The sequence below is a fragment of the Acinetobacter wanghuae genome (assembly GCF_009557235.1).
Taxonomy (GTDB): domain Bacteria; phylum Pseudomonadota; class Gammaproteobacteria; order Pseudomonadales; family Moraxellaceae; genus Acinetobacter; species Acinetobacter wanghuae.
Map to the genome: position 1 here is coordinate 208,332 of NZ_CP045650.1, position 17,197 is coordinate 225,528.

Annotated in this window: 17 protein-coding genes; 8 read left to right on the forward strand and 9 right to left on the reverse strand. The window is 40.7% G+C overall.

Features of this window, described 5'->3' with window-relative positions; translation table 11 throughout:
• The first annotated feature begins 485 nt into the window (after positions 1-485).
• The 8 genes from GFH30_RS00935 (at position 486) to GFH30_RS00970 (ending at position 9,876) form a co-directional block, all read left to right on the forward strand.
• A complete protein-coding gene (locus tag GFH30_RS00935; protein WP_153370301.1) occupies positions 486-788 on the forward strand; it encodes a hypothetical protein in 303 nt (100 codons plus the stop codon).
• Positions 789-792: 4 nt separating this feature from the next.
• On the forward strand, positions 793-1,263 hold the full coding sequence (locus GFH30_RS00940) for a hypothetical protein (RefSeq protein WP_153370303.1): 471 nt from the start codon (positions 793-795) through the stop codon (positions 1,261-1,263).
• 125 nt (positions 1,264-1,388) lie between these two features.
• Entirely contained in the window at positions 1,389-3,380 is a 1,992-nt protein-coding gene (locus GFH30_RS00945; RefSeq protein WP_153370305.1) for a hypothetical protein, read from the forward strand.
• 7 nt (positions 3,381-3,387) lie between these two features.
• A complete protein-coding gene (locus GFH30_RS00950) occupies positions 3,388-6,018 on the forward strand; it encodes a lysozyme family protein (protein WP_153370307.1) in 2,631 nt (876 codons plus the stop codon).
• On the forward strand, positions 6,015-8,543 hold the full coding sequence (locus GFH30_RS00955; RefSeq protein WP_153370309.1) for a hypothetical protein: 2,529 nt from the start codon (positions 6,015-6,017) through the stop codon (positions 8,541-8,543). The genes GFH30_RS00950 and GFH30_RS00955 overlap by 4 nt, the downstream gene beginning before the upstream one ends.
• Positions 8,544-8,655: 112 nt before the next feature.
• Complete coding sequence (locus GFH30_RS00960) at positions 8,656-9,120, forward strand: hypothetical protein (RefSeq protein WP_153370311.1); 465 nt, start codon at positions 8,656-8,658, stop codon at positions 9,118-9,120.
• 75 nt (positions 9,121-9,195) lie between these two features.
• On the forward strand, positions 9,196-9,417 hold the full coding sequence (locus tag GFH30_RS00965) for a hypothetical protein (protein ID WP_153370313.1): 222 nt from the start codon (positions 9,196-9,198) through the stop codon (positions 9,415-9,417).
• A 27-nt stretch (positions 9,418-9,444) separates the two neighbouring features.
• Positions 9,445-9,876, forward strand: a complete 432-nt coding sequence (locus GFH30_RS00970; RefSeq protein ID WP_153370315.1) for a hypothetical protein — start codon at positions 9,445-9,447, stop codon at positions 9,874-9,876.
• A 1,444-nt stretch (positions 9,877-11,320) separates the two neighbouring features.
• Here the strand turns inward: GFH30_RS00970 and GFH30_RS00975 are convergent.
• From GFH30_RS00975 to GFH30_RS01005, 9 genes are all read right to left on the reverse strand, one after another.
• On the reverse strand, positions 11,321-11,695 hold the full coding sequence (locus tag GFH30_RS00975; RefSeq protein WP_153370317.1) for a hypothetical protein: 375 nt from the start codon (positions 11,693-11,695) through the stop codon (positions 11,321-11,323).
• Positions 11,692-13,059 (reverse strand): replicative DNA helicase, encoded by a 1,368-nt coding sequence (locus GFH30_RS00980; RefSeq protein ID WP_153370319.1) that lies wholly within the window; start codon positions 13,057-13,059, stop codon positions 11,692-11,694. Before GFH30_RS00980 ends, GFH30_RS00975 begins: the two co-directional genes overlap by 4 nt.
• A complete protein-coding gene (locus GFH30_RS00985; protein WP_153370321.1) occupies positions 13,059-13,877 on the reverse strand; it encodes a helix-turn-helix domain-containing protein in 819 nt (272 codons plus the stop codon). The genes GFH30_RS00980 and GFH30_RS00985 overlap by 1 nt, the downstream gene beginning before the upstream one ends.
• Positions 13,867-14,031 carry a hypothetical protein gene (locus tag GFH30_RS13265; protein ID WP_171501013.1) on the reverse strand — a complete coding sequence of 55 codons (165 nt, stop codon included), beginning with the start codon at positions 14,029-14,031 and terminating at the stop codon, positions 13,867-13,869. The genes GFH30_RS00985 and GFH30_RS13265 overlap by 11 nt, the downstream gene beginning before the upstream one ends.
• Entirely contained in the window at positions 14,024-14,566 is a 543-nt protein-coding gene (locus GFH30_RS00990) for a hypothetical protein (protein WP_153370323.1), read from the reverse strand. The genes GFH30_RS13265 and GFH30_RS00990 overlap by 8 nt, the downstream gene beginning before the upstream one ends.
• Complete coding sequence (locus tag GFH30_RS13385; RefSeq protein WP_227551530.1) at positions 14,563-14,877, reverse strand: hypothetical protein; 315 nt, start codon at positions 14,875-14,877, stop codon at positions 14,563-14,565. Before GFH30_RS13385 ends, GFH30_RS00990 begins: the two co-directional genes overlap by 4 nt.
• The gene (locus GFH30_RS00995; RefSeq protein WP_153370325.1) at positions 14,874-15,428 is read right to left on the reverse strand and encodes a Rha family transcriptional regulator; all 555 of its coding nucleotides are present in this window, start codon (positions 15,426-15,428) and stop codon (positions 14,874-14,876) included. Before GFH30_RS00995 ends, GFH30_RS13385 begins: the two co-directional genes overlap by 4 nt.
• Positions 15,425-15,718: a helix-turn-helix transcriptional regulator gene (locus GFH30_RS01000; protein ID WP_153370327.1), complete on the reverse strand. Its 294-nt coding sequence runs from the start codon at positions 15,716-15,718 to the stop codon at positions 15,425-15,427. Before GFH30_RS01000 ends, GFH30_RS00995 begins: the two co-directional genes overlap by 4 nt.
• Positions 15,719-15,847: 129 nt before the next feature.
• On the reverse strand, positions 15,848-17,098 hold the full coding sequence (locus tag GFH30_RS01005) for a hypothetical protein (RefSeq protein ID WP_153370329.1): 1,251 nt from the start codon (positions 17,096-17,098) through the stop codon (positions 15,848-15,850).
• Between the last annotated feature and the right edge of the window lie 99 nt (positions 17,099-17,197).

Below are 17,197 nucleotides of genomic sequence, written 5' to 3' on the forward strand. Positions count from 1 at the left end.
CCGTTTTTGGGATGCAGAACCTATCAATGAATCTACCAAAGAATCTGTCAATTTCTCTGAGAAGAAAAGTTCAACTTTTCAAGTGCTCATTACACTGTTTAGAAGTTGGGATTTTTATATGGATCTATAGTTTTTTAAAAGCCTATCCAAAAATGAACAAACATATAGTCCAATTTTGCAGCCATTTCCTTACTGAGTAACTTTAAGGAGAAAAATGACCTAAGGTATGTGAAAGGATTAACAGGGCTAATACATCAAATAAGAGCGTTTTAGAGATGCTCTTAAAAAGAGCTATTCAGACCTATTTGAATACGCCGTAATAATAAAGATGTTTAAAGGATGGGGCTGATTGCCAGGTAGGGTAAAAGGCTAAAAATATAGTGTTTAGCTCCCTCCCTCGCGCGCGCGCGCGTTTTATTGGAAATATACCCATTTTTTAAGGTCGCCGATTATCCCCTAATAGGTTGAAACTTATGGAGGTGGATATGGGAATTTATATTGAACTGAATAATTTTGAAGTATCCAAAAGACTAATTTTTATTAAAACTGCAATTAAATACAAAGCACCCGATTATTCGACAATGATCCAAGAGCTTAGAGACTCTCATGATATGACGGCAGAGAAAATAGCATTTATCTTGCCTGTATCTGGTGCATCTTCAGTTTCTGAGTGGGCTCGTGGTGGCATACCTCATTATGAGGTAGGAGAAGCACTGTTGGAGCTTTGGAAAACCCTGACTAATAAAACAGACGAAGATATCCCAAGACTTGATCGTTGGAGTGTATAAGCAAATGGCAAATACAAAAGTAGTAGCTTTCAGACCATTAGATTGCGATGACATGGAGAGATCTATCCAACTGTGTAACGGAATAGAATATTTAATTGATGAGTTTCTAAGACAGACCAATGGGAAAGAATCTAGACAGTTATTGAATAGTGAATATCAGCATCATCTACTGAAGATAGCAGATCATTTGGAAGAACTAATTCATCGACTTACTTATTTAGCAGATAAAAACAATAAGGAGTTTTACTTCAGTCATTTGTATTCGATTCTTAAAAGTTTGAACTGTATGCCAAATACATTAATTATTACGGCGTTTTATCTAGATCCGACACGAGAGTTCAAGCGATTGGTTAATCGCAATACATTTAATTTTGAAGTGGGGCAGATTGTAAAAAAAATAAAATTCATTAAATCGGTTCTTCAATCTTTATACGTCGGTCGAAAATCAGGAATTAAATTAATTAGCAAAATGTAACGATGTCATCGAATGTGAAAAAGGAGTCTATATGACTCCTTTTTTGTTTATGAATACACCCATTTTTTGAGGATAGGTAGCACTCTAAAGTAAATCTATTCATTTGGATCTATGGAATAACAGTAATGATAATCCCACGCTCACAAGAACGTGTAGTTTCACAGCCAACATTACAGCAGCACACACCAATGACAGGCTTAAACGCAATTGGTAATGCTATTGGCGGTGTTCTAGATGCTCGCAATGAAAAAATTAAAGAGGAAACAGAAAAAAAAGAGAAAGCCGATTTTGCATTGCAGTCATCTAAAGTTGGTGCTGACATTAGTGTGGTCGATAATGATCTACTTCTCAAAATGCAGAGTGGTGAATTAACTTATGATAATGCAGTAAAGCAAAGACAGGAAAGCCTTGAGTCAATCAAGACCCAGTATAAAACTGCCGTACCAAAGCAGTTTGAGCAAAACTTTAATAATTACTTCGAACAGCATTCTTATCAAAGTGCATCGAAGTATTTGCCGATCGCGCAGAAATCAGAACAACAACAGGCAATTGTCCAACTTAAGGACATGAAAGAAAATTATTTAAAGAACCCGAATGCTTCCGAACAAGAAGTTTGGAATGGTTTAGCTACATATGGACAATCTAAGAGCCTACCTTTGGCCCATGTTAAAGATGCTTATAACGAATATAAAAATAATCGCTCCAGCAATGATGTGGCTGCATTCTATTTAGGAAATAAGTCGGACAATGAAAAGCTTACTGAACTAACGACTCCTGAAGCTGTAATAGCAAAACATCCCAATTTAACCCAAGAACAGGCTGTCTACTGGAGTGGTCGTGCACTCACCCAAATGGATCAGAATAAACGTGCGGCTGCCTTGCAGCAAAAGCAGTTAGAAGATGATGCCAAGGATGCTGTTAATGAGATGAAGGCAGACATTGAGACATTACTAATTCCAAGTGAAGCGGTGCTTAAATCCCGTTTAGCGCGTGTTAAAGGGACTGAAAAAGAATCTGAATTTGTCCAGTACAGTGGTGCCTTGGTTGAAGTCCAGCAGTTCATGAAGCTAGGGGCAGATGAACGTGAAGCCTATCTTAGTAAAAGACGCTCTGAGGCTCAAAATACGGCGCAAGACAATGCTAAAGATGTGAGTTGGAGGTTAAATCTTCTCTCTAAAACGCATGATAATATGCTTGGTTATGAGAAAAATAACTCAGCTTTGGCTTACTCAATTAAGACCGGCCAAGATCTGACGGTAGTACCCACCAATGCAATTTTAAGTGGTAGCCCTGAAGCGATTGCAGCTCTATCCAAAAATATTAAATCTATTCACGCCAACAATATATTAGATGGGACTGTAGGGTCCTTAAATCCTTTCTCTACCCAACAACAATCTGAATTAAAGCAGTTCTGGGAAAAAGCTAAACCTGGTGACAAGTTAGGTTTACTAACCAGTATTTATAAATCTAGTGCAGGCAATGCCAATGCATCCAGAGACATGATTAATAGCATTGCAGGCGAAAGCGGTTCATATCGTTTATCTGCATCACTGAATAACCGTGGCCTGCAAGATATTGCCGGTCAGATCGTTACCGGCCAGGATCTGATTGAGAAGGGATTAGTCAAAGTAGATGAGAGCGGCTTAACAAAACATACAGAAACGTATTTAGCCGGCATTACTTCACCAGGTAAACCTGACTTTCAAATCTATCTGGATTCAATCAAAGCCAACTATGCTTATTTGGTTCAAAAATCTGAAAAGGTCACTGATACAAAGGGCAATATTTTAAATAAAACCATTGATGAAGAGCTATTTAATAGAGCTGCTAAGAATGTCACAGGCGGTAAATTTACCTCAGGTGGATTCTTTGGGAGTAAGTCGGTAGTACTGCGGCCTCATACTGTTGGTGAGAAATCATTTCGTGAGCAGCTGGAGACGTTTAACTCTCGTAATGCACGTAACTATGGTGGATCTGATAAAGACTTCTTCTTGGATTTACCTTTGGAACAAGATCCAAAAAATCCATATGTCTATTACTTCAAGAATGGTACCAAGTACATCATGGATGCCACCGATAAGAAGCGTCAAACACGCTTAACTTTTAAAGTGAGATGAGGTAGAGATGGATTTTTTAGCAGATGATGAATTAACGTTAAATCAGGACGACCCTCGCTTTAAACCTAAAAGTGAGCGCGGTGGACTTGCTGACGGCGTATTAGGTACTGTTTCCGGTGTTGCTATGGGTACCATTGAGGCAGCTACCGCCCCAGATGCCTTAGTACGTGGTGACAAGAAAGCAGCAGCTCTAAGAGCGCAAAACCTCGAGATTTTTAAGCCTGATGATTTAGGTGGCATAGGTGAGTTTACCTATGGCCTGACCAAAGACTTTACACGTATTGGCTGGAACGCCGTCACTACACTAGGTACAGGCGGTGTACCTGGTTTGGCATTGAATTCTGGATTATTCGGGTACCAGACCTTTGAAGCAGAGAAATCAGACTTACTTAACAAAGGGGCGGATATAAAAACGGCTCGCACCGGTGGGGCTATTAAAGGGGTTACAGATGCTCTGGGCTTTGCTATTCCTACCCATGGTGTTGCTAAATCTGTAGTGGCTGATGCTGTGGCTACTACTGCGCTGGCTACTGGAGCTGGCGTAGCTGGTGATTATCTTGAAGGTTCATTTCTTGAAAACAATGAAAATAAGAAAGTCGCTCAATACGGTGAAGCATTAAAGGAAAATGCATTGAGTCCGTCCACATTGGCAGCAAACGGCGGGATGGCCTTGCTACTCAACTTGTGGGCGAACAAAGGGCGTTTACGGCCAGAGCAGATCAAAGACCATAGTAATGTAGATACCATGAATGATGCGGCTCATATTCAGGCCAACATCGAGCATGCAGAGGGTACAAATCCATTTAGCCCAACTAATGCTAAAGAAGCCAATTCACACTTTGATGCATTGGATAGTGCAATGGAGAGCGCACTGAATGATGAGCTGGTCAGCTTAAAAGCACCAGTGAGCGGAACACCTAAAGCAGTCGTAACCAGTACACCAGTGGTACCAATAACAGGTACACCGAAAGCTATCGTAAGACCAGACGCTATCAATACTGATGAACATAAAGCACCAGTAATAGCGGAGCTTTTGACTAACCCTGTATTTGATAAAAAACCTTGGACAAAAACGATTGTTCAGGAAGCCTCTAAACGAGGTATTAATCCAGTGGATGCCTTGATCATTTCCCATCTGGAAACTGGTGGTACCTTCAGTACTTCAATCCAGCCAAAAGACAGAAATGGGGAGTTACTTTCATCGGCCACCGGCTTATTTCAGACTTTGGATAGCACCTTTGCCCGTATGGGAGGTAAGAACAAGTTTGATGGTAATGATCAAATTAAAGCGGGCTTGAACTACTACGAGCACAATGCCAAGGTTTTCCGCAGCCACTTTAATCGAGATCCGAATGGCCTAGAACTTTACTATCTGCATTTCTTTGGTGAGGGTGGTGGACCAGTCTTTTTGAAAGCCAAAGATAATGAGCTTTTTGTTGATGTGGCCACACGCTGGAGTAAAGGAAACCAGAAGAAGACTGCAAGACAGATTGCAGAAGGCATTACCTCAAGCCACCAATTCAATGGTATGACTGTTGGGCAGGTAAAGGCCAAATACGAAAAGCGCTGGAACGATATAGCTAAACTTTATGGTGATGTCGGTTCACAAAATGCAGCACATCCTACCGAAGTCCGAGGGAGCGAATCAGAGTTCCCACAGTTTGAGTCTGATATAACTGCACCACCTGCTTACAAGTCCCAATCTGATGCTGAAGTTGAAGCAATGCCTTTTGTACTCAGTGCAGATGAGCATAGTGTGAAGTCACTCCAGGAAGAGTTTGAAGCCCTATCTTCTCCATTGACTAAAGAGGATCTGGAATACCTCAAGGCTACGGCGCATTATCAGTATTCTGAAGGTGGTGCTTATCGAACGCCGTATGTTGAACCTCAGGTCGATTTATCTGGCCCTGGTAATAGTGCCAGTCGTAATTTGGATACATTGGACTCTGATCTTTACCAGCTTGAGCCAGAACAACAACGCGTTATTCTTCCAGATCCAGAATCGAACACTTTAGATATCAATACCAGAACATCAGGTTCAAATATTCCGCAAAACTCAATTGTTGATGGTGTAGACAATTGGACCCCGACCAGATCGCAAAACTACCTTAAACGAGAGCGGTCAATGGATGATGGGGGGATTATTCAAGAACTACACAATAGTACTTCTAATACGACCTTCCAGCGCCAGATTAATCAGGATGGCACCATTAGCCCGGTAAAGGCTACACGTAATGGAAATGATCTATTTGCCCATCCTGCTAATGGTAAAGCCGATAGTCCTGAATTAACTGCAGTACAGCATAAAGCTACCCAGGCATTAGAACGGGAGTTCTGGAAACCTAGCAAGTCCAAGGTTGATGGTGCACCGGACTTAACCAAGTCTAGCAAAGGTGAATACGGTGCATTCACTGACACGGCAGACGGTAGGGAAGCGGTTTCAATTCTGGAAGCAGATCCCGATATGGAAGTGACTTTTACGCGCCTGGATGAAAACGGGAATGAAGAAATTGTGACGATGTCATCCCGAGATCTATTGGACTATGTCAAAGAGCAAGAAGAAATCGCAAAAGATGAAATTCAGGCAGTGAAAGCATTGGCAAGCTGCGCATTAAGATTTGGGAGTGAAGCAGCATGAGAGCTGAATGTAGAGAACAAGTTGCAAAGGCATTAGGTAAAAGAAAATTAAGTGCAGCTGATAGTAATCGTATTTCATCACTGTATATCCGGGCACAAAATACTCTAGCCAGAACAGATCCTGATTGGATGTTTAAAAGTCCTGCTGAACGTGCTGAAGCGATTGCGCAGAAAACTGCTACGGATCTCGCCGTCCAGATCGCTAAGAACAATCAGAACATTGCCCGGGATGCGATTCTCAAAGCCCAACTGCAGAACGAAATCTATAACCATCCTAAATTAAATCCGGTCCAAGCTTTAATGCGGAAGATTGCATACTTCTCGGATCAGAGTGGTATCCAGTCCATAGAGAAACAATCTCAAGCATTGCATAGCCGCTGGATGTCATTGGTTGCAGATGTGTTTACCAAGACACAAGAGCGCTTTGGTATGTCAGTGAACAAGGCAATGACTGACGACATTATCCGGGTCATGTTTGGTGGCAAATCTGATAATCCAGAAATTACTGCGATGGCCAAGGAAGTAAGTGCAGCCCTGGAGGAAATACGTTTAGCCTTCAACCGGGCTGGTGGGAATATCAAGAAGCTCGATAACTTTGGCTTTATGACATCGCATGACCAAAAGAAGGTAGCTTTAACGGATCAAGCGGAATGGGTAAATGATACTTTAAAAGGAGTAGATAGAAACCAGTACGTTAAAGAGACTGGTGAGTTGATGGATGAGCTGGAGCTTAAATCCATGCTCGAGGAGATTTATAAAACGATTTCAACCAACGGCGCCAACAAAGACTTACTGATACTGAATAAACAGGCCAAAGCAGGTACATCACCTGTAGGTGGTCGTTCAAAGATGGCAAATCGCCACCAGGAATCACGTGCTTTGCATTTCAAGGATGGTGATGCATGGCTGGCATATCAAAAGAAATATGGAACTTATGATGAAGCAGGGTTTCATGAGATTCTGAAAAACCATACTCACCGCATGAGTACAGAAGTGGCCATGATGCAGAACCTTGGGTCCAATCCTCGTCATACCTTTGAGTCGTTATTGGATGAAGCCAAGATCAAACTGAAAGCAGATCCACAGAATGGTATGAAACATGGTGAGATTGATAAGCAGGCGCACAGGGCCATGTCGATGTATAACACCCTAGATGCTAATACCAGAGCGATTGATTCAACCTTAGGTAACGTTATGGGTGGCCTACGTGCCTTAATGGTTGCATCTAAATTGGGTGGTACCACGCTGACGACCTTTGGCGACCATGCCAGCATGAAGAAAGTGGCTAATATGTTGGGCCTGTCTTATACCAAATCGATCCTCCCTGAATACATGAAGCAATTGAAACAGGGTGCCACACGTGATGAAGCATTGCGGTTTGGCCTTGGCATTAACGAAATGGCCGGTTCAATGACTCGTTTTGGTGATGCTGATATTGTCAGCAGTGCTACCAAGTCAGGCCGCTTTAATGCACGTATGCAGGCTTTTGCTGCAACGACTATGAAACTATCAGGACTGAACGCCGTCACTGCAGGAGCGAAACGAGCGCTTAATCTGGTGCATATGAATAAGCTTGCTGAAATGACCCGTAAAACGGATTGGAAGGATCTTGGTGCAGATGATCTTAAGATCTTACAGGGGAATGGTATTACCGAGCGTGACTGGCAGTTATGGCAGCAGCTGGAGCCAAGTAAACGTGAAGATGGGACGGCGGTACTGACTCAGAATGATTTCTTTAATGCACCAGATGATGTGATTAAGCAGTTCTTGCCACTGGACAAGCAGGACAATGCTAATGCACTGGCTGACTTCCGGTATAAAGCTGCTATGAAATACCAGACTCATCTATTTAACGAGGAGTCAGTCGCTATTATTGAAGCAGGTGTACGTGAACGTAGCATCATTAACTTAGGCGAAGCTGGAACCATCCAAGGGGAATTAGGCCGAACCTTATTCCAGTTCAAAGGCTTCCCATTGGCTTATATGTTCCGTATTGGTCATCGTGCCTTTGCCCAGGGAGATATTAAGAGTCGGGTGACGTTCCTAGCTTCGCTACTGGCTTATCAAACTTTAGCAGGTGCATTGATCGTTCAGACTCAGAACTTGGCCAATGGTAAGAATCCAGAGCCGGTATTTACGATTGATTTCTTTGGTAAGTCACTTCTTAAAGGTGGCGGGCTTTCCTTCCTGGGGGACATCATGTCTGCACTTTCAGATCCAACTGGTCGAAGTGCATCAGACTTTATCAGTGGCCCATTATTAGGCCAAAGCATGAAGCTGGGTATGCTGCTAACTGGTATGGGTAACAACATCATCGAGGGGAAAGAATCTACCCGGATGATGGAAGTGGCCAATACCCTGAAGAGTAATATTCCATTGCAGAATCTTTGGTACAGTAAGCTGGTCGTAGATCGAATGCTGTATTCCAAAATGCAGAATATGATTGATCCTGATTATTTACCGAGAACACAGCAGCGCCTGGAGAACTTAGGTAATAGTTACTGGTGGGATTTATCAGAAGAATAAAATTAGGAGCTTCGGCTCCTTTTTTAATTTTTAGATTACTATGTTGTATTGATATTTATAAATAGCCAAAATTCAACATCAAATGATGTGATGAGACAATTAAGGGGGAAATATGATTGGTAGAGTTTTACCCATATTACTTTTAGGGTATTCAACAGTAGCTTTAGCAGAAAATGGATTTGATCGCTCGTTAATCAATGCCAAGATAATCAATGAGAAATATGAAATTATTGATATTGATAGCTTTAACGATCTTACTCGTCAAATCACCAATGAAGTAGTTTCGACGTTACCTAGAAAAGTTGATGCTGATACAGAGCTATTAACCATGGTGTTAAGCAGACCTTTAATTTCTCAGACTTATGCGCTAAGAGATATTGAAACTAAAAAGGATTTATCGGAAAAAATAGATTTGGAAAAGTTTAGTCAATTAATTAGAAATTACGCTTGTTCCTCAGCTATTGGCACTTCTCAAGTTTATAGGGTAAATGGCACTCATTTTTCCTTTAAAGTGATTAATAGTGATTTTATGGAACTTTACAGCTATACATTCCCACTAAGAACATGTGAAGAATGAATGTGAAATACAATTCAAAGTTGCAGTTATTGCTGAATAGCTTGATTAGTATGACTACACTTTGAGGAATAATTGATGACCTTATATATCTCAACACCTGAGTTATTAAAGCGCTATGGAATTACTAAAGGTACTTTGATCAGCTGGCGAAATAAAAAGAACTTTCCTGAACCAGTGATTAAAGCGCATGGACGTTCCAGTAGTCGTTACGGGATCAAAGCTGTCGATACCTGGGAAAGAGAAAGTGGCTTGCTTGACTCACTTGAAATACAGCCTCTGATAACATCGCATACATAATCTTAGTAGAAAAAGGAATTTCACATCATGAAGAAGATAATAGCTTTCTCTCTAATGAGTCTTATAAGCTCAGTGGCTTTGGCTACCCCAATTACACTTCAGCATTCTAAGACCAGCTATGTGAACTCAGGGATCTGTTCCGCCGTGGTGGATGTGACTATCCATGATTTTCTTGGGACCTATGACAAACTGTATTTAGACCTGGTGGCAAAGGACAAATCCGGCAGAGTGCAAGGGACTTCTGAGAATGTAATAACCTACGGCGATATACAAAACCTTCAAGGTAAAGCATTTGGAAATATTTTTCTTGAATCGGAAACGATGTGCGGAGCGGATCGCACCTGGACAGTTCAGGTTAAGCGCGCCGTCTTGGTCGTAGATGGTAAAAGAGAAGATCTACTGAAGGCCAAGAAAGTTCATATTGATGATTTTCAGCCTATGAGAATAGTAGCTAAATAACAGACTGATTAATAATTCTTGAATACATAGATTAAATTTTACTCATGTCTACCGTTACACAGCCGGAAACTGTGCGTTTCTGACATTTTTACCGTCCGTTTCTGACATTTTTACTGTGCGTTTCATACTTTTTCTAAAAGCGTTACTGAGCAAAATCTAAAATATTTTGCATGAAGCAGTAGTGCTAGATTTGTTTTACCTTGATGTACCTTGATGAAATGGGATTTCCTTAAAATAGAGGTAAATCTTACTGTATATAGCTTTGAAGCTGTTTTGATGGTCTCTCTACTGGTGGCTTATCAAGGTAATTCAATTAAACGCCGTAGAGAATAATTTAAGGCCGTTTTGCTGTACGTACTGATACGGATTTTGCTAGACGTACCTAGACAGAATAGGGGGTGTAATCACCCCATTTATCCTTTTTGCGAAACAAACCCTATGAAAGAGGTGTTTTTGCCTAATTAGACTGCACCGATCTAAAGCAATCTAAAGCTGTTTATTCTATTGTCATGATTTCCGTGATAGTTGAATCTGCATGGTTATCTTGACCATTCAGCTACTGGGTTGGTGTTGGCCAGGTGGTATTCCTTTTCACTACACTTAAAGTGTGGTTAGCGTTCCAAGAGTTTTCGGATCGGGACCACTTCCCCCACTGGGGGATATGAGCAAAATTGCGTTGGTTAATGAACTACGAAACTTTCGTAGTAGGACGGCGCAAAATTGCGTCCACCTACACGCGCGCGTAGTTGTTCCGAAACCTGAGTTTTCCGTAATAGACCAGCGAAAAATTGCGTTGGTTAATGAACTACGAAACTTTCGTAGTAGGACGGCGCAAAATTGCGTCCACCTACACGCGCGCGTAGTTGTTCCGAAACCTGAGTTTTCCGTAATAGACCAGCGAAAAATTGCGTTGGTTAATGAACTACGAAACTTTCGTAGTAGGACGGCGCAAAATTGCGTCCACCTACACGCGCGCGTAGTTGTTCCGAAACCTGAGTTTTCCGTAATAGACCAGCGAAAAATTGCGTTGGTTAATGAGCTACGAAACTTTCGTACAGTCACCAGTATGGGTATGGTCAAAATGACCACTCCATAAAAGCGATGCTCAAAAGTGAGCAACGGTATTCACTGAGCGAAAAATTGCGTTGAGTGGGTGTGTCCAAATATGGACAGACCTCAAAATTGAGTTTTGCACGTGACTATCAGGTACTCACAAAGATAACCCCAACTTTGGGGGGCATCTCTTAACTTTCACCACTGATTAGAGTTTAAAACAATGGTTATCCTCAAATTTGAGGGCATCCCTTAACATCACTGTTTTCAATAGTTTGGGCTGTATTTTTAAGGTTTTGAGCACCACCCCTTATTACTGGATCTTTTGCTAGTTTCACAGTCTAACTCTCGATCCAACTAATCAATGATCCGATCACATAGGTCGCCATTTTCAAAGAAGATCCAACTGTCCAATCTTATATTGATAAGTTCCCCATTCACCTTCACGAGGAACGCGTTCAACGCCAGTTTCAGATTGCCATAGTTGAATTAATGCCTCGCCATTTTCATAATTTGGAATTCCACCACGTGACCATTCGGAGACAGTTGAAGCGCCACTGACAGGTAAAACAAAGGAGATCTTTTGATGTGTCCATCCGATCTTACTTAAATCCAAGATCATACGATTGAAGTCAGGACGTTTATAGCTACGGCGTTTGGCGAAAAACTCTTTTACCTTTTTTTGGGTCTTTAAGTTTTTAAATCTTTCAGCTAGTGATTTTCCAAAAATTTCTGTATCTACAGAGCCATCATCGGTGAACATCATATTGTAATCCCCTGAATTTGATTAAGTGCATCATGATCTAGGTTGGTGAATTGGCAGTACTTCAGTTGAGCATGCATGTAGGCTGTACCAGCTTCGCCGTGGCGATTCTTTCCAACGATGGCTTCAGCAATGCCTCTGTATTGAGACTCTTTGTTATAGACCTCATCACGGTATAAAAAAATAATTTGGTCAGCATCTTGCTCAATCGCGCCTGATTCTCGTAGATCTGACATCATTGGACGTTTGTTAGGACGTTTTTCTAGCTCTCGGTTAAGCTGAGATAAAAGCACTATGACGCAATCAAACTCCTTAGCCATGGCTTTAAGTTCACCAGTGAAATAGGCAATCTTTAAGTCTTCCCGGGCGAACTGCTTTGTTGTCTTCATGATCTGCAGGTAGTCGACCAACACGACACCGATAAAACCATACTGATGTTTTACTTTACGAATAGATTCTCGGATATTTGAAATAGATGGGCGTGAGGTGTCATTGATCTGCATTGGTACTTTTTGAAGCATTACTACGGCGTTTGTATACGCTGTAAATTCCTCTTTGGGTAGGAGGTGAGGGGAATTGCGTACGATTCCAATATCTGCAGGTGCAATCGCGCAACAGAGGCGCATAGCGATTTGCTCCTTCGGCATTTCTCCCGACATGATTAGACTGGGTTTGTTCTGTACAACTGCTACATTATTCGCAATGAGCTGGAGCATAGTAGTTTTACCCATTGCTGGTCGCGCAGCCACTACCATTAGACAACCAGGTTCAACATCACCTAACTTTTTATCCAAGTCATAGATACCAGTTTGAATCCCTTTAATCATAGTTTCGCCAGCAAGTGCGGCTTCAATCTTACGGTGCATCTCAAGAAATGTGTTGGAGGCGGCATCATGAATATGAAAAAGACTTGTACTGCCTTGCTCAGTACTTATATCTGTAAAAGCTGTCTGAGCATTCAAAACCAAATCACCACGGCTTGTGGTCAAGCTACGTGCGTTCTGAATTACTTTCAGTGCTTCTGCTTCAACCTTTCGACAGGTTGTGAGGTCCTTTAACTTTTCTGTATAAGGGATCAAGTTGTAAAAGCTAGAAGGTGCATCACCCAAAATCTGCATGATGTAGCGCTCACCACCAGCCGCGTCGGAGTAGTTGTGCATTTCTAGCCATTGGTTGACCAATACAGCATCGTATGGTGAATTCTTTGCATCTAAATCAACAATTGCCTGAAAAATTAATTTATGACGTGTAGCATGAAAATCTTCTTCAGAAATCAGATTCTCAACTTGAGCATATGAGTTTGCAACGGTCATTAATGCTGCAAGAACAGCTTGCTCAATTTGTAAGTTATGGATCGTTGTATTCATTAGGGACTTCCCAAAAGGCTTTTTGGTTTTGTCGGTAAATTGATAAATGGCTGAGTACAAATAGTTTGCTGTTCAATCGGTGCTTGAATGCCATATTCAGGATTCTGCTTTTTATAACGATCAAACTTATCTATGATCCAAGCCGTGAACTTATGCAGTTTTTTATTTTCAGATAAACCGCTGTTATCGAAATAAGAGTTGAATGCACTTAATTCAAATTCGAAACTAGGCAAACCTAAGATCATCTCTATATCACTTTCATGACCTGTCATTTTTATCTTAGTTACTAACTGATCTAAACTAGGAATCCAGTCGTGTTCTTGAGAGAGATTCATTGATAGATTCATTGATAGATTCTGCGACCCGTTTTTGGGTTCATTCAAAGTACCGTTTTTGGGTTGATTACTATCCAAAATTGGGTTCATTTGCTGCATAGAATCATCCCGCTTTAGGGTTTCTTTAACAGTACCGTTTTTGGGTTTATTATCATCTTTAATAGACCCATTTTTGGGTTTATTTAAATCGTACCAATTTTGGGTTTGTTCTCTTGAATGGACACCAGCTAACGCCAAGACCCTAACTCTTCCCGTAGGACCCATTCTCTTACCCGTATCGATTACAAGACCTAGAGAAATCAGCTCGTTCACTACTTTTTTTACTGTCTTCAAATTTAAAACAGTATCAGCTGCTAAGCGTTCCATGCTCGGCCATGCTGTATGTTCCTCACCAGCACGATCTGACAAAGAAAGTAGAACAAGACGTTGTGAAGAAGTATTCACTGGAGCAGTCCAAGCCCAGCGCGTTGCATCAATGCTCATCAGATCCTCCTTGCTGATAGTTTTTCAGTACAGCCGTTATTAGACGCTCTGAAGTAATGCGTACAGATTCAACATACTCAGTTGGCGTTGTCATATTTGAAGGGTTTGACTCTAATGGCGAAGTGTCTTTTGCGCTCTCAGAAGGCTTATCCATTTTTAGTAGCCTCCCATTCCGCTTCGTACTTCTCGCATTCAATATTGAAGGTATTGCTATGGCTTTCTGCCAAATATTCAGCAATATGGATTAAACGCTCAAGTGTTGAAAAGACTGAAAAATGGATCTTGGTTTGAGTGGCTTCTTTGACTTCCCTCATCTCACTATTTAATTGAAAGCATAGTGTGTCTAACCAAGTAGCTCCCTCACGAGCAAGGGCATAAGCATCTAGCAAATCACCCGCGTCATACTCATCAGATGCATCCTTATCATTCTTTAATCCGTTATAACGATCAATTTGGGTGTCAGCCAATTGAACTGCAAGGATAGTTAAGTTTTCCATTTCAGTAAAAACGGTGCTATCAGCACGGTATTCTTCAGCATGAGCTTTAACAAATGATATTGATTTTATTATTTGATTAAAGAGTGTACGTAGCTGTACTGATGATTCTGATGCAAGGGTATAAGCACTAATTATGTCTTTAGTACTATAAAAAGGAATCAATTGTTCTGAAGATTTAACTTTAGCGTTCATGATGAATGCGCTCCTATGTATTTTGGAGCTTCGTCAATCACGACCAAATGATTTGGGTGACGAAGCTGAAAAGGGTTGGTCGGCAGGTAACATAGGGAACCTGCACACATCATAGATGTGTCCCTCTCCAGCTCCGCCATAACATGCGAACGCATAGAGATTTTACGCACAAAAAAAGCCCGAAGAGCGGACTGTGCGCCTATGTTACTTTTGCAGCCGACCAAAGCTGATTCGATGATTTTGCACCGAACAAATTCAATATAGCCGAATAATATTGATTTGAGAAGACATAACCAAAAAATAAATTTCATTTGTCTTCCTCATCAAATAATAGGGGCTGTAGCTGGCGTTCAAGCTCTGCCATTTTTTCAGCTGCATGAGGTTTGATTTTTCGACCGAACAAAACTAAGTTGCGCCCAGCTTCACTAGCGGCATCAGATGCGCGTTCATATTGCAGAACAGCTTTGTTAAATTCAGAAATAAGAGTCAGATTTTGAGATTTGATGAAGTCGGACATTTCATCAAAAGCCGCGATATAGCTTTCTTTAAACATCGCGGCTTGTTTGCCAGTGAAGCTCATAATAAGAAAAACGAAACCGTTCTTGGTCATCTCGTACATTGGTCGGGGCTTCCCCTGAGTATCGATGTATTCCGTGAGCGCAAAATTGCGCCCGCTAAAATCAGCAGAACATTCCAGCTCTCTCAGTGCACGAAGAACATCACGATGATTTCGTTGAAAGTACTTTGCTACTTTTAACGATGTTGTTGTGGCTTCAGCTTGGTGATCGCTATTGTGAAAGCGACTACTGATTTCAATTAGTTGTTCTTGGAATTTGGGAGGGAAATTAAGAGGCTTATTCATTGAGAAACCTCCAATCCTTTAGAAGCCATCCATGCTTGAACTTCAGAAAGACGCCATACAGTTACACTTGGGCTTAGCTTGACTGGGGCAGGGAATTCCCCACGCTTTACCCACGTCCAGATAGTTTTGTCTGAAACACCGATCAGCCCTTTTGAAGCTGGGCGTGAGTTTAGAGTTTTAACTTGACCCTTGTTAATGCCGCTTTTATAAATATGCTGAGTGGCAGGTTTAGCTGGATAATTGGCAAGATCTTTGATACGTAAAAAACGGTCTTGATTCATTGAAGCCATGTTTGTAACTATCCTATTTATCTGAAATAGATAGCAATTGCATTTCATTGCAACGCCTTGATAGCTATATATAAGCATGCACTTCTAGGGGGATGGGAAGCGGTCACCCTTAAATTAAAGGATACCCCTTTAAGGGGTACCCTTTGAATTTTTACTTAGTGGATGGCCATGATTTTTTTGATTTTCTTTGAAAACATTCCAATCTTTAGGTTTGAGGCGGAGTGGAGTGGTGATGGATTTTAGGCGATCCTTGAACTTCTCTGTCAATGGAATATGTTCGAAATTCATAGAGTTAAATAACTCATTAATTGCTTGTTCATGAGAGTACTTTTGAGGGAATCTTTTATTAATATATATTTCTTTCCAGATGAAATTAGCTAACGATAGTTCGATAGGGAAATCAGGATTGTCACCACTGAATGGTAAGCAATTTTCTTTAATCTCTTCTTGTTGGTATGAGTGCACTTTCTGTAGTTCTTGAATTTCAAGTTCCAAATTTTTCTTTTCTTCACGAAGTTGGATTCTTTCTTTTCTTAGCTCATAAAGCTCTTCTTCTAAGGCTATTTGATTAATATTTTCGTTAAATCCAGCAATAAAAATATCTTTATTAGCAAGTAGCTGTTTAAGCTCGTACGACATGAAGACGGGTGAATCCATCTCCTTCAAATTACTTGTATGGTAGATTGATAGTATAAAATTATGAGCCTCAACAAAACGTGGGTATTGGTTTGAGAAATTCTTTTCATCCCATGCATTATTTATAGTTACTGGATTTTCATTAGCAATAAGGCACGCGGCTTCTATTAAGGTGAAGAATTCATTTTTATAAAAAATAGGAATAGCAGATTTCGTTTCAATTGTAGACTGACGTTGTGAAAGTAATTTATCTACTTGAGAGTGATGGAAAAGAATATTTTTTGCATAAAATGGGTTGCCTTCAAAATCCTTCGCCTCTAATAGCCATCTTATATTTTTAATATCATCATCTATCATTCTTGGAAATGCTTTCAAATATTCATTATCTGCAAGATTAAAAAGAGATGTATCTGAGATCGCGTGAGAAATAGACTGAATGATTTTATCTACATTATAAAAAACACCTGAATCTAAGGTGTGACTAGCATCTAAATAGTCAACTAATTGTGAAAAGTAGATATATCCTTCAAATATAGTAGACCATTTTACTTCTTCAATATGAGCTACAGGTCCACTCTTACAAGCGCTATCTTGGAGTTTTTCGTCACTTATGCAGACAAGGTTACCTTGAAAATATATACAAGGATTTAATTCTCCGATTCTGCAGTAGTATTTAATGTCATTAACTGAAAGATTATTTTCTGAAGATAGAATAACTTCTTCTAATGAATAAAATGATTTCATATGCCTCCCACGGCATTCCCAAAATAGAACCAAGTCAATCGGATTGGGTATCCGACTTTCACCCCGTCGGGCTAGACTTAGCAAACTGAATATAACAAA

What these genes read in the sequence shown, in the direction of transcription:
- GFH30_RS00935 (WP_153370301.1), top strand. Translation starts at nt 486, where the DNA reads ATGGGAATTTATATTGAACTGAATAATTTTGAAGTATCCAAAAGACTA.
- GFH30_RS00940 (WP_153370303.1), top strand. Translation starts at nt 793, where the DNA reads ATGGCAAATACAAAAGTAGTAGCTTTCAGACCATTAGATTGCGATGAC.
- GFH30_RS00945 (WP_153370305.1), top strand. Translation starts at nt 1,389, where the DNA reads ATGATAATCCCACGCTCACAAGAACGTGTAGTTTCACAGCCAACATTA.
- GFH30_RS00950 (WP_153370307.1), top strand. Translation starts at nt 3,388, where the DNA reads ATGGATTTTTTAGCAGATGATGAATTAACGTTAAATCAGGACGACCCT.
- GFH30_RS00955 (WP_153370309.1), top strand. Translation starts at nt 6,015, where the DNA reads ATGAGAGCTGAATGTAGAGAACAAGTTGCAAAGGCATTAGGTAAAAGA.
- GFH30_RS00960 (WP_153370311.1), top strand. Translation starts at nt 8,656, where the DNA reads ATGATTGGTAGAGTTTTACCCATATTACTTTTAGGGTATTCAACAGTA.
- GFH30_RS00965 (WP_153370313.1), top strand. Translation starts at nt 9,196, where the DNA reads ATGACCTTATATATCTCAACACCTGAGTTATTAAAGCGCTATGGAATT.
- GFH30_RS00970 (WP_153370315.1), top strand. Translation starts at nt 9,445, where the DNA reads ATGAAGAAGATAATAGCTTTCTCTCTAATGAGTCTTATAAGCTCAGTG.
- GFH30_RS00975 (WP_153370317.1), bottom strand. Translation starts at nt 11,695, where the DNA reads ATGATGTTCACCGATGATGGCTCTGTAGATACAGAAATTTTTGGAAAA.
- GFH30_RS00980 (WP_153370319.1), bottom strand. Translation starts at nt 13,059, where the DNA reads ATGAATACAACGATCCATAACTTACAAATTGAGCAAGCTGTTCTTGCA.
- GFH30_RS00985 (WP_153370321.1), bottom strand. Translation starts at nt 13,877, where the DNA reads ATGAGCATTGATGCAACGCGCTGGGCTTGGACTGCTCCAGTGAATACT.
- GFH30_RS13265 (WP_171501013.1), bottom strand. Translation starts at nt 14,031, where the DNA reads ATGGATAAGCCTTCTGAGAGCGCAAAAGACACTTCGCCATTAGAGTCA.
- GFH30_RS00990 (WP_153370323.1), bottom strand. Translation starts at nt 14,566, where the DNA reads ATGAACGCTAAAGTTAAATCTTCAGAACAATTGATTCCTTTTTATAGT.
- GFH30_RS13385 (WP_227551530.1), bottom strand. Translation starts at nt 14,877, where the DNA reads ATGAAATTTATTTTTTGGTTATGTCTTCTCAAATCAATATTATTCGGC.
- GFH30_RS00995 (WP_153370325.1), bottom strand. Translation starts at nt 15,428, where the DNA reads ATGAATAAGCCTCTTAATTTCCCTCCCAAATTCCAAGAACAACTAATT.
- GFH30_RS01000 (WP_153370327.1), bottom strand. Translation starts at nt 15,718, where the DNA reads ATGGCTTCAATGAATCAAGACCGTTTTTTACGTATCAAAGATCTTGCC.
- GFH30_RS01005 (WP_153370329.1), bottom strand. Translation starts at nt 17,098, where the DNA reads ATGAAATCATTTTATTCATTAGAAGAAGTTATTCTATCTTCAGAAAAT.